The sequence below is a fragment of the Streptomyces sp. NPDC002640 genome (assembly GCF_053592575.1).
In genome coordinates, this window is the sequence record NZ_JBSFVZ010000019.1 from 41339 (window position 1) to 54782 (window position 13444).

Consider the following 13444-nt stretch of genomic DNA (forward strand, 5'->3'; position numbering starts at 1 on the left):
GTACCCGGGCATCCCAGGGCCTGTCTGACGCAGAATTTCAGTAGGTTCGCGGAGCCAGGGGACAAGTGAGGCGAGGTCGACTCCGGAGCGGTAGCGGTCGGCGAGTTTGTCGCCGCGGGTGGTGATCGCGCGGAACTGGTTGAGGCGTGAAGAGCAGCGTTCGATGACGTTGCGGGCTTTGCAAAGGTCGCGGTCGACGGTCGGTGGTCTGCCGCCGGCCCGGCCGCGCCGCGGGCGGGTGGCCTTCTGATCGGCCCGCTCGGGGATGACGGTCCGGATGCCTCGCCCGCGCAGTCCACGGCGGATCGCCCGGGACGAGTGCGCCTTGTCCGCGAGGACGGTGTCAGGTCTGCGGCGAGGGCGTCCGGCACCGGCTCGGGCACCCGCGCCTCGCCCGTGACCGTGTCGCAGGCGGTGGAGTCGTTGACGTTGCCCGGCGTGACAACGACGGCCAGGAGCAGGCCCGGCCGTCGCAGGCGAGATGAACCGTGGTGGTCAGCCCTCCGCGCGAGCGGCCCAGCACCTGGCGAGCCGCCGCGCGTGTCGGATCCTCCAGTTCGTCCCCGCCTCCGCTCCCCCTTTTTGCGGGCACCCGGCGGCCTGCTGATGTACCCGGCTGATCGTGGGATCGACCGGCACCGTCCACTCCGCCGCTCCGACGGAGTCGTCCCCCGCCTGGGCCCGCACCAAAAAGGCGGGCCTAGGTCCGAGCTACCGGGCCATCAGCGACATGGAACGAGGGCACAGCCGCACGCCGCGATCCCGTACGCTCGCGGCGCTCGCCGCCGCGCTGAACGTAAGCGTTCAGGAGCGGCGGCGGCAACTGGAGGAAGACGTCCGCGCGCTGCGCCGCGGCGGCACCGCCGCACGCCCAGGGCTGTGCGAACCACCTCGAGCTGTCGCCGACTTCACCGGCCGCGCGGACGAACTGGCGGTGGTACGCCGTGCCACGGCCGACAGCGACCGTGGCGGCCCGGTCCCGGTCGTCCTCGTCCATGAGCAGGCCGGCGTTGGCAAGACCACTCTCGCGCTGCGGGCCCAGGAGGTTCCGTCTGGGGCGATTGCCTCCTCGGACGAGGAGCGGTGTGCGCAGGTGCGGGCGGCACTGCGGGAGCGGCGCTGTCTGTCGGTGCTGGACAACGATGCCGACGAGGCGCAGGTGAGGCCGCTGCTGCCGGGTGCGGGGGGGGGTTCGTGCTGGCGGCCTGCCGGCGGGGCTGAGTGGCTTGGAAGGTTTCCGGCGGCTGGCGCTTGCCCCGCTGACGCCCGAGGAGTCGGCGGGCTTGGCTGCGGGCAATCCGTTGGTGATGCTCGTGGCCGTGTTCTGAGCTCGTGACTGCCGCCTGTAGAGCCGGCTGGTGGCTCCTGCCGCCAGCGGCGGCTGAGTGCGCGAGTGTTCGGTGTCATCCCGTCAGACGCTGCACCGCGTCACATCAAGACTTATCGCCAGAAATACTCAAGAATAGGCGGTAATGCGGGTCAAGTGCTGAGGTAGGGCCACCGTGGGAGTGATCCAGAACTATGCAGAAGCCGCGCTCCCCTTCTGTCTGGCGGCCCGCCGCCAGGTGGGCAAGCTACGCCTCGACCTCCATCGCTCGCAGCGGCATCTGCGACACGCCGATCGACGAAGGTTCAGATCGCGGACATCCTCAAGACCGCCCTCTGCCGAACTTCCGCTCCCCTGACCGGCCCCTTTGCTCGCCGGCATCCTGGGAAGCTAGGAGCGCCCCACAGTGATCGACTTCCTCGACCGCAACATCTTCGGCCCCCACCCCGAGCTGCTCATCTTCATCACCGTGGCCCTGGGCTTCCTTCTCGGCCGGATCCGCTACCGGACCATCGCCCTGGGCTCGGTCACCGGGTGCCTCGTGGCCGGACTGCTGCTGGGCGCCCAGTTCAAGGTCGACATCGACGACACGGTGAAGAACCTGTTCTTCACGCTGTTCCTCTTCGCCCTTGGTTACAAGGTGGGCCCCCAGTTTTTCCGTGGCCTGCGCAGCGGCGGCGTTCCGCAGGTGGTGAACGCGCTCGTCGTCTGCGTGACCGGACTCCTGGTGTCCTGGGGCTTCGCCGTCCTGCTGGACTACGGGCCCGGGCTGTCGGCCGGGCTCCTTGGCGGCGCCCTCACCCAGTCCGCCGTGATCGGTGTCGCACAGGATGCCATCGGCAATCTGCCGGGCCTGTCCGCCTCCCAGGTCAAGGCCGAGGAGAACCTGGTCGCCGTCGGCTACGCCGTCACCTACCCCCTCGGCACGATCCTCTGCGCACTTCTCCTGGCCGACGTACTGCCCCGTCTCTACCGGCGCGACCTGGCGCAGGAATCGGCCCAGCTCGCCGAAGAACTCGACACACCCGACGACGACCCGGACCAGGCCGAGGGCTACTACGAGGTGGTCCTGCGCGCCTACCGCCTCGACCATCCCGAACTGGCCGGCCGGACCATCGGCGACTTCGAGCGGCAGCAGGAGGAACTCGGCCGCAGGATCTACCTCACCCGCATCCGCCGCGACGGACAGATCATCGACCACACCCAGGAGACGGTCCTGCGCCAAGGCGACGTGCTTGCCGTGAGCGCGCTGCGCGGCTCCCTCACCGACTTCGACCCCCGATCCCACCTCGGGGCGGAGACCGACGACGTCGGACTCCTCGGTTACCGCACCGAGACCCTGCACGTCGTCGCCTCGAACAAGGACCAGCTGGGCAGGACCGTCGCGGAACTGCGGCGCGAACCCTTCATGACCGGCGTCTTCCTGGACCGCTACTACCGGGCGGGAACACAGTTCCCCTACCGCCTGTCCACCACGCTCGAACACGGCGACACCCTCGTCCTCACCGGCCCCCTCCGCCTTGTCGAACCGGCGGTCAAAGCCATCGGCAAGCCGGTACCCACCTCCTACGCCACCGACATGCTGTGGGTCGGCCTCGGCGTCTTCCTCGGCGGCTGCGTCGGCATCCCCGCCCTGACCCTCTCCGGTGTACCCATCTCCCTGTCCACCTCCGGCGGCGCCCTCATCATGGGCCTCGTCTTCGGCTGGATCCGCGGCAAGTACCCGACCTTCGGCAACGTCCCACCGGGCGCCCAATGGTTCATGGACACCCTCGGCCTGTGCCTCTTCGTCGCGGTCGTCGGCATCAACGCCGGACCCAGCTTCACCAGCGGACTCTCCAGCGCCGGCTGGGGACTGCTGCTGTGGGGCGCCGCCGCCACCATCGTCCCGCTCCTCGTCGGCTTCCTCGTCGGCCACTACATCCAGAAGATCCGCTTCCCGGTCCTCATGGGCGTCCTCGCCGGCGGACAGACGACGACCGCCGCGATCGGAGCCGTCAACGAACAGGCACGCTCCCAGATCCCCACCCTCGGCTACACCATTCCCTACGCCGTGGGCAACGTGCTCCTCACCATCTGGGGAGCGGTCATCGTCATCCTCCACCACTGACGCGAGGACACCGCCGTGCCCAGGACCCGTTTCACGCGCGAGGAGATCCGCTCCTTCGCGCAGCTGTCACCGTTCGAGCTCAAGGACAAGTTCATCGAGGTGGCCCGGGGGCGCAGGAGAGTCGGCCGTACGCCGGCCTTCAGATCCACCGGGTTGCCGAGAGGAACGGCCTCGACGTCAGGAAGATGCGGGAACTCGTCGCGGACCACACCGGCGGCCGAGTCCTGGGCTTCATCGGTGGGCCCCGGGAGAACGCCCTCGCCCTCGACGTCGCTCTCAAGGCGCTGACAGGAGTCCGACGTCCGCCGACGCGCTGCCCAGCGGCCGTCGCGCCCCGTCACGGAGTCGGCCCTCGGCCGGGGACCCCGCGCGTGGCACCCGCATCCGCCGAGCGCTACCGGCGAGCGGTGCCGGCGGTCGCCTCCTCGCTGCCGGCTGGGTCCTGGGTGGCCGGAGCGGCGGGCGAGGCGGGCACGCGGACCGGTCCGGCGTCCGTAGAAGGCGTCGGCACCACCGGGTCGGGACGGTGCCGGCCGAGATGGTGAAAGAACAGGTTGAGCACGACGGCGCTGAGGGTGCCGAGCATGATGCCGCTCTCGAAGAGCGCCCGCAGCTGGCGGGTCGGCATGTGCTCGGCGAACTGCGGGAACGCGGTGGGCAGGAAACCGATGCCCAGACTGGCGGCAACCAGGATCGTATTGCGGGAGTCGGTGAGGTCGGTCTGCCCGAGGATGTGGAACCCGACCACCGCGATGGTCGAGAAGAGCACGATCGTCGCCCCGCCGAGGACCGGCGCCGGCATGGCCGAGACGACCGCCCCCACCTTGGGCACCAGACCGAGCACCAACATGATCACGCCGGACCCGGCGACGATCCAGCGCGATTTCACCCGGGTGAGCTGGAGCAGGCCGATGTTCTGCGAATACACCGTGGTCGGGAAGGAGTTCAAAAGCCCTCCGAGCACGGTCGCGACCCCGTCGGCGCGCAGGGCGCGGGTGATGTCCGGGCCCTCGACTTCGCGGCCGGTGATCTCACCGATCGCGAAGAACTGCCCAATCGACTCCACCGCGATGATCACCATGACCAGCACCACGGCGAGGACGGCGAGGAGGTCGAAGCGGGGCGCGCCGTAGTGGAACGGTGCCGTCATCCCGAACCAGCCGGCCTCGCCGATACCGGAGAAGTCCGTTTTCCCGGCGGCCGCCGCCACCGTCGTCCCCGCGGCCAGGCCGATCAGGACGGCCAGGGTCGCGACGAAGCCGCGCGCCACCTTCGTCAACAGCAGGATCACCGCCAGGGTGACACCTGCCAGCCCGAGGTGGCTCAGGGTGCCGAAGGTGGGGGCCGAGGGGTCGCCGCCACCGACCTGCCGGGCCGCCACCGTCATCAGGGTGATGCCGACAACCGTCACGATCGTCCCGGTTACCAGCGGCGGGAAGAACCGCACGAGGCGCGAGAACACCGGTGCGACGAGGAACAGCGCCAGGCCGGCGGCGATCACCGCGCCGAAGATCGTCGGCAGGCCGGCCGTCGCGCCGCCCGCCGCGAGCCCGACGGAGACCAGGGAGGGCACGGCGGCGGTGGACATGCCCTGGACGACCGGCAGCCGGATGCCGATGCCGGGCAGGCCCACGGCCTGGAGCAGCGTCGCGATACCGCACGCCAGGAGCGAGGAGTTGACCAGGCGCGCCACGTCGTCGGGCGGCAGGCCGATGCCCTGGGCCACGAGCAGGGGCATCACCACCGCACCCGCGTAGAACGCGAGGACGTGCTGCAGACCGAGTAGCCCGAGGCGCCAGAGGGGCGGGACCTCCTCGACCGGGTCGGAGGGCTTCGGGTATGTCTTCCTGCCGGTGTCCGTCGTCAGCATGAGAGGGCTCCCTGAAAAGTGTGGTCCGTGGCGTCGGCGCGACGCGTGAGCGCGGCCGCGTGCTCCCGCGCGTGGGCGTACAGCTCTTCCTCGTCGATCCGGGTGCACCGGCCGTCCTCGAAGACCACCTCGCCCGCGACGATCGTCATCACGACGTCGGAGGACTGCGCGGTGTGGACGAGATGCGCGTCGAGGCGGTTCACGGGGGTGTGGCGGGCCGTGCTCGACACGTCGACGACGGCCAGGTCGGCCGGTGCGCCCGGTGCGATGAGGCCCGCGCCCGGTGCCGCCCCGGTGCAGCGTGCGCCGCCGAGCGTCGCGGCGGTCAGCGCGTCCTCGCAGCACACCGACGCAGGGTCGAGGGTGGCCAGGCGCTGTGTGAACAGCATCTGCCTCATCACCTCGAACATGTCCTGCCTACCGCCCGCGCACGGACCGTCCGTCCCGAGCGCCACGGTCGCCCCGGCGGCGCGCAACGCGGCCAACGGCATCGATCCCGAGGCCAGAGAGGCGTTGGAGACCGGGTTGTGGGCCACGCTCGCACGGCGTGCGCCGACCGCCGCGATCTCCTCCTCGTCGAGCCAGACGGCGTGGGCGAGGGTCGCACGCGTGTCGAGCAAGCCCTCCCTCTCCAGCCAGGCGACCGGACGGATGCCGTAGGCGACGAGGTAGCTTTCGGGGTCCTTCGCCCCCTCGCTGCAATGTGTGTGCCAGCGGACGCCGGCCCCCCGGGCCTGTTCGACGGCGCCGTGAACCAGGTCCTGATCGCCGTAGGACAGGTTGAGGGGGGCGGGCCAGACCTGGACACGGGAGCCGGCCGGGCGGGAAGCCAGACACTCGGCGGTGATCCTCAGCTCCTCGGCGGTGGAGTACCTGTACAGGGCGGTCGGCAGGCCGCGGGATTCCGCGACGGCCGTACGGTCGCCGAGCATGCCCCGGGCCACCGCGCCGCGCAGCCCGATCTCCTCGATGGCGTCGGCCACCGCGAGGACCGTCTCGGTGTCCGTCGGTGCGTAATGGTGGTCGACGACGGTCGTGATGCCCGCCCGCGCTGCCTCCGCCGCTCCGAGCCGGACGGCGACCCGGGCGTCCTGCGGGGTGACGGCGATGGCGTATGGCCACATGAACGTGCGCAGCCACGGCCAGATCGCTATGCCGTCGCCCAGACCGCGGGCGAGTGACTGGAACAGGTGGGTGTGCGCGTCGGTGAAGCCCGGCAGCACGGCCCTGCCGGTGCAGTCGATGTGACGGCGGGCGCGGAACGTGCGCCGCACTGTTGCTGCGGGGCCGACGGCCACGATCCGCCCGGCGGCGACGGCGACCGCGCCGTCCTCATGAATGACCGTGCGGCCGGTGTTCTCGGGATCGGGTGTCAGGACGTGGCCGCCGGTGAGCAGCAGGTCGCAGTCGTGGGGTGCGGCGGACGCGTCAAGGGGCGGGGACGGCATGGCGGAGCTCCTCGTGGCTACAGGACGGTGGGAGGGAGAGCGGTGCGGGGGAGCGCCGGGACGTGGGGACCGCCACCGGCGGAGCGGTGCAGGGGAGCCGGTCGGAGCCGGTCGGTCCGCTCCGCGCGGTCGTGGGCCGTCCGGAGCGGACCGCCCGGGCCTCCTGCCGCGGGGGGGGCGACCCGTGGCAGGATGAGTCGTCAGTCCCCGAAGTTCGCGGCGATGCGCTGCCGCAGGTAGTCCGCTGCTGTGACGGGCGCGTGGACGCCGTCCGGGTCCGTGATGAGGGCGCTTCCGTCTGCCTGCGCGAAATAGGCGATCGAGTAGCGCGGGCCGAGATCGCCGTCCGGGTGCGGCGGGGCGACCCGGTGGAAGTTGGACGGCAGCCGGTCGCCGCTCCAACGCGCCAGCATGTCACCGATGTTGCAGGTGATCAGGGACGAACGGGCCGGGACCGGGGTCCAGCGGCGCTCCCCGGCCTCGCGGCCCGGGCAGACCTGCAGCCCTTCCTGGCCTTCGCGCTGGAAGAGCAGGGTGAGGCAGTCGAAGTCGGTGTGGGCACCGGCACGCCAGGAATTGTCGGCCGTGGCGCGGACCGCCGCCTCACGGCTCGTCGCGTAGTAGTGCAGCAGGCGCAGGGTGGACTGGTGGTCCGGGGCCGACGGATCGTGCCGTGCGGCGAAGAACCCCCGGGGCAGGCCGAGCCGGTCGGCGAAGCAGCTCAAGACGCGCATGGCCAGGTCGTGACAGCGGGCCTCGAAGGAGAGCAGGGTGGCCCGGAAACCGGCGAGTTCGGATTCCCGGGGCCACATGCCGGCCATGCGCGGGCGGGTGAGCTGGAAGGACTCCTTCTCGTCCGGAGTGCCGGTGGACGGCCGGACCTGGCTGCGGTACTCCCAGCCCGCGTTGCTCCCCGGCCGCAGGGCCTGCCCCGCCTTCACCTCGGGCGGGAGCGCGAAGTAGGCGCGGGCGGCCGCGAAGGCGGCGTCGGTCTCGTGCCGGTCGATGCCGTGACCGCTCAGCTGGAAGAAGCCGAGCTCCGTGGCCGCCTGCCACAGTTGGTCGGCGATCTCGGAACGCCGGTCGTCGAAGTCACCGAGGTCGATGACCCGGATCTCGCGCTCGGCCATCCCGCCGTTGTCCGCGCCCATCTCCCGCTCCCTGGCCAGTTCGGCCTCGGCGGTCAGGGCGGCGGTGCCGCTGGGAGCGGGGGACCCCGGCATGCTGTCGGTGTGCGTGTTCAACGTGGTTCTCCCTGTGGAAAGCCACACGGCCGACCCCTGGGACGCCGTCCGTGCGAGCGGGTGAACGAAGCGCGGTCACCGCCCCCGGCGCTTCCACCGACCTGGGCCACGGACCCGGTCGGGCACGGTCGCCACGGCCTTGCTGCCGCAGACGTCGTGAGCTGGCAGCCGGTTCTCGGAGCGGGAGGCACCCCGACCGGGGAACCGGCTGCGCGATGCGGAGAGTCTGGCGCGCACGTGTTTCAGGCACGCGACACGAGATGACGGTGCTGTAACCGTGAGCCGGGCTCAGCGACGACACGGCTCACGGCCTTCCCGACTCGCGCCACCGGCCCCGACCCAGGGATTCACGGCCGGCCGGTGGGCCCTCCCGCTCGACGGACACCGGGCACCCGTCCGCCGAGTCGTCTTGGGCCGGGCCGCGGGCGGCGCCGACGAGTACCCGCCTCATGATGATCCCCTCCGTTCCACCGGCCCGGGGGTCCGGCTCCCACTGACCTGAGTCGGAGATTCGCCGGAGTGCGCCGGGGAACACTCGATCATGGAAGTGTCCCCGCGGTTGCGGATCGCCCCGGACACCGTCCGCACCTGGCGACGCCGTCTCCTCGAACGGGGCCTGGACGGCCTGTGCGACGACCCGCGTCCGGGCGTCCCGCGCGAGATCACCTACGCGGACGTCGAGCGGGTCATCGTCACCCGGCCCCGCACCACGGCGGCGGTGGCGGTGGTGCGCGGCTGCTCGCGGACCACCGCGCCGACGAGGACGGCGCGCTCGTACCGGAGCGGTGGGCGGGGGATCTCCCACCGACCAGGCCGGAACCCGGTGATCGCGTGCGGAGGACGGACGTCTACCATCCGGCACGGACGGCTGACGGACGCCGGACGGGAACCGCTCGGGAGGAACGCAGGAATGTGGCCACGGGTGAACGGCATGCGGGCACTGGAACTGGGCACGGCCGGTGAGATGCGGGAGCGGCTCAACTCCCTCGTCCTGGCCGGCAGGAAGACCGCCACCACCGGGCTGCTGGCGGAATACGTCGAGGAGACCGAGGGGCTGGAGTTCGAAGGCGAACGCCTGGCGCTCCTCGACAACGACGGACACGGAGTCGCCACGATCGAGATCACCCGCGTCCAGGTCACCCCCTTCGCCGGCGTCCCGTGGGAACACGCCGCCGCCGAAGGAGAAGGCGACCGGTCACTCGACGAATGGCGGGCCGGACACCAGCGCTTCTGGGAATCCATCGGCACCCCGGTCGGCCAGGACACCCCACTGGTGTGCCTGCGCTTCCGGCTCGTCACGTCACCGTGACACCGCAGGGGTGCCGCCAACGCGCCACCATGGATGCCGCCCATCGTGCTGAGGTGCGTGACGGTACCGGGCGCGTCGTCGTGCCCCCGGCATGCCGGAGCACCGGTGAGGTCGCACCCTGTTCCCTCGCCGTGAACAGCCGGTCGCGAACCGCAGCTACACCTCGGTGACCTCGTCCTGTCAGCTTTCCTGCCGCCGCCGACGCCCGGGCAGGGGCGGCGGGCCCGGCCTCCCCCGCTGCCGGCGGTGGCCGAACAGGCGGCGGTTCTTCTTCGCCTGCGCTTCGGCTGCTCCCGGGCCGCGGCTTCGCGTTCCTTTCGGCGCTTGCGGGCCTGCTCCGCATGTACCACGTACAGGCGGTCGCCGTCGGGGGTGTCCCGTGCCTCCGTCGGCGGCTGCCACTCGTCGTGCCCGAGCCTGCGCCACACCTTCCCCGCCGCCCCGCCTGGTCGAGGGTGTGGCGGGCGGTCAGGCGTCGGGCGGGGTGTGTCGCTGGAGGCGCCGCGCGGCCTCCCGGCGGCGGCGCTGCTCGGCGATGTCCACCACGGGGGCGGAGAGCATCAGGGCCCGTGTGTAGGGGTGCCGCGGCTCACTGGTGACGGTGCGGGCGTCGTCCGCCTCGACGAGGTTCCCGTCGCGGATCACCGCCACCCGGTGGCTCATGAACCGCACCACCGACAGGTCGTGGGTGACGAAGAGGTAGGCCACCCCGGTCTCCTCCTGGATCTCCAGGAGGAGGTCCAGGACGGTGCGCTGGGTGGTGAGGTCGAGGGCGGACACCGGCTCGTCGCAGATGACCAGCCGCGGGCGCAGGGCCAGCGCGCGGGCGATGGCGACGCGCTGGCGCTGACCGCCGGAGAACTCGCGGGGCAGGCGGTACGCGGCGTCCGCGGGGAGGCGGACGCGTTCCAGCAGGTCGCCGACCCGGCCGCGCGCCTCGCGGATGTCGACGCCTTGGCCGAGCAGGGGCTCGGCGAGGATGTCGCCGATGGTGAGGGACGGGTTCAAGGAGGTGTAGGGGTCCTGGAAGACGACCTGGAGGTCGCGGCTCAGCGCGCGGCGGCGGGCGGCGCCGGCCTGGTCGAGGCGCTCTTGGGCGAAGAGGACGCTGCCGGAGCGGACGGGGACGAGCCCGAGGATCGCGCGGCCGATGGTGGTCTTCCCCGAGCCGGACTCGCCGACCAGGCCGAGGGTCTCCCCCTCCCGGATGTCGAGGGAGACGCCCTTGAGTACCTCGGTGTGCGGTGCGCGACGGCTCCGGCCGGGAAAGGAGACCCGCAGGTCCCGCACCCGGAGGAGGACGTCCTCGTCGGGGACGGTCGCTTCGGCGGGGGCGGTGGCGTCGGCGACGGTCATGCGGGGGTGCTCCTCACCTCTCGGGGCTGCCAGGGGGCCCGCGCCGGCGCGTTGTCGAGGACGGCGTCGAGCAGGGTGCGGGTGTAGGGCGCCCGGGGCGCGTGGATGACCTGTTCGGCGCTGCCGGTCTCCACCACGCGTCCCGCGCTCATCACGGCGACCCGGTCGCACAGGTCCGCGACGACGCCGAGGTTGTGGGTGACCAGGAGCACGCCGAGGCCGCGGTCCTTCTGCAGCCGCCGCAGCAGGTCGAGCACCTCCGCCTGGACGCGCACGTCGAGGGCGGTGGTGGGCTCGTCGGCGATGAGGAGTTCGGGGTCGCAGGACATCGCGCCCGCGATCAGGACGCGCTGGGCCATGCCTCCCGAGATCTCGTGGGGGTACAGGCGCATCACACGTTCGGGGCGTGGGATCTCCACCAGGCGCAGCAGGTCCACGGCGCGGCGGGTGGCCTCCCCGCGGGAGATCCCGAGGACGTGGCGCATCGGTTCGGTGAGGTGGCTGCCGATGGTGAAGGAGGGGTCGAGGTTGCTCATGGGCTCCTGCGGCACGTAGGCCACGGTGCCGCCTCGCAGGGCGCGGTGCGCGCGCTCGGGAAGACCGACGAGCTCCTGTCCCGCGAGGGTGATGCTGCCGCCGCCGACGTGTCCGCCGTCGGGCAGGATGCCGAGCACGGCGAAGGCGGTCTGGGTCTTCCCCGAGCCGGACTCGCCCACGAGGCCCACGATCTCACCGGCGCGCACGTCGAGGTCTACGCCGTGCACGACCTCCTTGTCGGTGCCGTCCGGCCGCCGGTAGGCGACGGTTAGCCCGCGCACCGAGAGCAGGGCGGAGCGGCCGGAGGGCGCCGGCGCATCGAGCACGGCGGAGCCGGCGGACGCCGGGGAGCCGGCCGGGCCGGCCGGGCCGGCCGGCGCCGGGGCGGCGGGAACGCGACGGGCCCGGCGGGGCCGCGCCGATGCCCCGTCGCGTTCCTCCAGGCTGTCGCGCAGGGCTCCGGCGAACAGGACGAGGGCCCCGTTGGTCAGTCCCAGGGCGAGGCCGGGCCACAGCATCAGCAGCGGCGCGCGCTGGATGTTCTGGAACGCCTCGTTGAGCATCGCACCCCAGGTGGGGGCCGAGCCGCTGCCGATGCCGAGGAACTCCAGACCGGCCTGGAGGCCGATGGCGATGCCGGCGACGAGCGCCACCTGGATGATGACCGGGCCCCGCACCACGATCAGGACGTGGCGGGCGACGATGCGCGGGTCCGACAGCCCCGACACCTTGGCGGCGTCGATGTAGAGCTCCGCCCGGACGCCCGTGACGATGCCGCGGACGAGGCGGAAGAAGCTCGGCGCCGCGAGCACCCCCAGCACGACCATCAGGGCCCAGACGTTGGGGCCGAGGACGGCGCGGGAGGCGAGCAGCACCACCATGGCGGGCAGGGCCATGACGAGGTTGACGACCCAGTCGGCGGCGGAGTCGAACCAGCCGCCGCGGTAGCCCGCGTAGAGGCCGGAGGGCACGCCGAGGAGGAGGGCGATGCCGAGGGCGATCAGCGCTCCGCCGAGGGTGCTGCGGCCGCCGTGGAGAAGGCGGGAGAGGATGTCGCGGCCCGCGGAGTCCGTGCCCAGCGGGTGCGCGCCGCCGGGAGCGGCGAAGGCGTTCCCGAGCGAGGAGGCGGCGGGGTCCTGGGGTGCGAGCAGGGGCGCCAGGACCGCGGCGACGACCAGGAGCAGCAGCACGGCGGCGGAGCACGCGCCGAGCGGGTTGCGCAGGAGTGGTCCGACGACGCCGCGCCGCGCGGGCGGCGGCGGGTCGGCCGGGAGGCTCTCGGTCATGAGGTCCTCACCTTCGGGTTGAGCCAGGCGATCACGATGTCGACCAGGAGGTTGATCAGGACGACACCGATCACGGTGAGCATGACGAGGGCCATGATCACGGGGATGTCGCCGCGGACGGTGTAGGTGACGGTCATGCTGCCGATGCCGGGGAGGCCGAAGATCTGCTCGACGATCACGGCGCCGCCGAGCAGGCCGACGAACTGCATGCCGAGGACCGAGAGAGCGGGCGCCGACGCGTTGCGCAGGACGTGCCGGAGCACGATCCGGGAGAACGGCAGGCCGCGGGCGCGCAGGGTGCGGACGTAGTCCTGCCGCAGCACGTCGATCACGGCGCCGCGCACCTGTTGCGAGACGCCGGCCACGGAGGCCACCGACAGGGACAGGACCGGCAACGTGATGGTGGAGAGCCAGCCGGCGGGCGATTCGGTGAACGCGGTGTACCCGATGGCGGGGAACCAGTTCAGCTCGACCGCGAGGACCAGGACGACGACCAGCGTCACCAGGAAGCCGGGGAGGGCGTAGCCCACGACGCCGAGGATCTGCACGAAGCGGTCGACGGGGCCGCGCCGGACGCCCGCCCAGACGCCGAGCAGGAACGACACGACGGTGGTGACGAGGGTGACGCTCAGCATCAGACTGGCGGTGACCGGCAGCCGTCCGGTGACGGCACGGCCGACGTCCTCGCTGGTGAACCAGGAGGTGCCCAGGTCGCCGCGGGCGGCGTGGGCCAGCCAGTCGGCGTACTGGGCCAGGACCGGCCGGTCCAGGCCGAGGGCGGCGTTCCTGGCGTCGACGGCGGCCTGGTCGGCGCCTTGGCCGAGGAGCTGCCGGCCGACGTCCGTGTCGGAGATCGACAGCAGCAGGTAGGAAAGGAAGGAGACGACGACCAGGAGCAGGGCCCCCGACGTGAGCCTGCGGGCGATGAAGTTCAGCATGGCACTCGGTATCCGTGAC

At 72.0% G+C, this 13444-nt stretch carries 9 protein-coding genes and 3 pseudogenes; 5 read left to right on the plus strand and 7 right to left on the minus strand.

Annotated elements, in window-relative coordinates; translation table 11 throughout:
- Window positions 1-36 precede the first annotated feature (36 nt).
- Window positions 37-678: pseudogene (locus ACWD3O_RS23525) on the minus strand (IS5 family transposase); the annotation flags it as partial.
- A gap of 52 nt (window positions 679-730) precedes the next feature.
- Between ACWD3O_RS23525 and ACWD3O_RS23530 the strand changes: the two are divergent.
- The 3 genes and pseudogenes from ACWD3O_RS23530 to ACWD3O_RS23540 all read left to right on the plus strand — a co-directional run.
- Window positions 731-1336: a hypothetical protein gene (locus tag ACWD3O_RS23530; RefSeq protein ID WP_451417247.1), complete on the plus strand. Its 606-nt coding sequence runs from the start codon at window positions 731-733 to the stop codon at window positions 1334-1336.
- 397 nt (window positions 1337-1733) lie between these two features.
- Window positions 1734-3437 (plus strand): aspartate-alanine antiporter, encoded by a 1704-nt coding sequence (aspT, locus tag ACWD3O_RS23535; RefSeq protein WP_451410237.1) that lies wholly within the window; start codon window positions 1734-1736, stop codon window positions 3435-3437.
- Window positions 3438-3580: 143 nt separating this feature from the next.
- A pseudogene (locus ACWD3O_RS23540) lies at window positions 3581-3658 on the plus strand (potassium-transporting ATPase subunit C); the annotation flags it as partial.
- A gap of 173 nt (window positions 3659-3831) precedes the next feature.
- On the opposite strand, the gene ACWD3O_RS23545 reads toward ACWD3O_RS23540, so the two are convergent.
- The 3 genes from ACWD3O_RS23545 to ACWD3O_RS23555 all read right to left on the minus strand — a co-directional run bounded on the left by ACWD3O_RS23545 (window position 3832) and on the right by ACWD3O_RS23555 (window position 7999).
- Entirely contained in the window at window positions 3832-5307 is a 1476-nt protein-coding gene (locus tag ACWD3O_RS23545) for a nucleobase:cation symporter-2 family protein (protein ID WP_451410236.1), read from the minus strand.
- Entirely contained in the window at window positions 5301-6755 is a 1455-nt protein-coding gene (locus ACWD3O_RS23550) for an amidohydrolase family protein (protein WP_451410235.1), read from the minus strand. The genes ACWD3O_RS23545 and ACWD3O_RS23550 overlap by 7 nt, the downstream gene beginning before the upstream one ends.
- Before the next feature lie 200 nt (window positions 6756-6955).
- Entirely contained in the window at window positions 6956-7999 is a 1044-nt protein-coding gene (locus tag ACWD3O_RS23555; RefSeq protein WP_451410234.1) for a 2-oxoglutarate and iron-dependent oxygenase domain-containing protein, read from the minus strand.
- A 532-nt stretch (window positions 8000-8531) separates the two neighbouring features.
- Between ACWD3O_RS23555 and ACWD3O_RS23560 the strand changes: the two are divergent.
- Window positions 8532-8651, plus strand: a pseudogene (locus ACWD3O_RS23560) (helix-turn-helix domain-containing protein); the annotation flags it as partial.
- A gap of 75 nt (window positions 8652-8726) precedes the next feature.
- Complete coding sequence (locus ACWD3O_RS23565; RefSeq protein WP_451417317.1) at window positions 8727-9308, plus strand: ASCH domain-containing protein; 582 nt, start codon at window positions 8727-8729, stop codon at window positions 9306-9308.
- A gap of 468 nt (window positions 9309-9776) precedes the next feature.
- On the opposite strand, the gene ACWD3O_RS23570 is transcribed toward ACWD3O_RS23565, so the two are convergent.
- The 3 genes from ACWD3O_RS23570 to ACWD3O_RS23580 are packed head-to-tail and all read right to left on the minus strand — an operon-like array spanning window position 9777 to window position 13425.
- Window positions 9777-10664, minus strand: coding sequence for an ATP-binding cassette domain-containing protein (locus ACWD3O_RS23570; protein ID WP_451417248.1), 888 nt, complete (start codon window positions 10662-10664; stop codon window positions 9777-9779).
- Window positions 10661-12487: a dipeptide/oligopeptide/nickel ABC transporter permease/ATP-binding protein gene (locus tag ACWD3O_RS23575; RefSeq protein ID WP_451417249.1), complete on the minus strand. Its 1827-nt coding sequence runs from the start codon at window positions 12485-12487 to the stop codon at window positions 10661-10663. The genes ACWD3O_RS23570 and ACWD3O_RS23575 overlap by 4 nt, the downstream gene beginning before the upstream one ends.
- On the minus strand, window positions 12484-13425 hold the full coding sequence (locus ACWD3O_RS23580) for an ABC transporter permease (protein ID WP_451417250.1): 942 nt from the start codon (window positions 13423-13425) through the stop codon (window positions 12484-12486). Before ACWD3O_RS23580 ends, ACWD3O_RS23575 begins: the two co-directional genes overlap by 4 nt.
- Window positions 13426-13444: the final 19 nt, after the last annotated feature.

Bases quoted from the DNA above. Each gene is read 5' to 3' on its own strand.
- ACWD3O_RS23530 (WP_451417247.1), top strand. From the start codon at position 731: ATGGAACGAGGGCACAGCCGCACGCCGCGATCCCGTACGCTCGCGGCG.
- ACWD3O_RS23545 (WP_451410236.1), bottom strand. From the start codon at position 5,307: ATGCTGACGACGGACACCGGCAGGAAGACATACCCGAAGCCCTCCGAC.
- ACWD3O_RS23550 (WP_451410235.1), bottom strand. From the start codon at position 6,755: ATGCCGTCCCCGCCCCTTGACGCGTCCGCCGCACCCCACGACTGCGAC.
- ACWD3O_RS23570 (WP_451417248.1), bottom strand. From the start codon at position 10,664: ATGACCGTCGCCGACGCCACCGCCCCCGCCGAAGCGACCGTCCCCGAC.
- ACWD3O_RS23575 (WP_451417249.1), bottom strand. From the start codon at position 12,487: ATGACCGAGAGCCTCCCGGCCGACCCGCCGCCGCCCGCGCGGCGCGGC.
- ACWD3O_RS23580 (WP_451417250.1), bottom strand. From the start codon at position 13,425: ATGCTGAACTTCATCGCCCGCAGGCTCACGTCGGGGGCCCTGCTCCTG.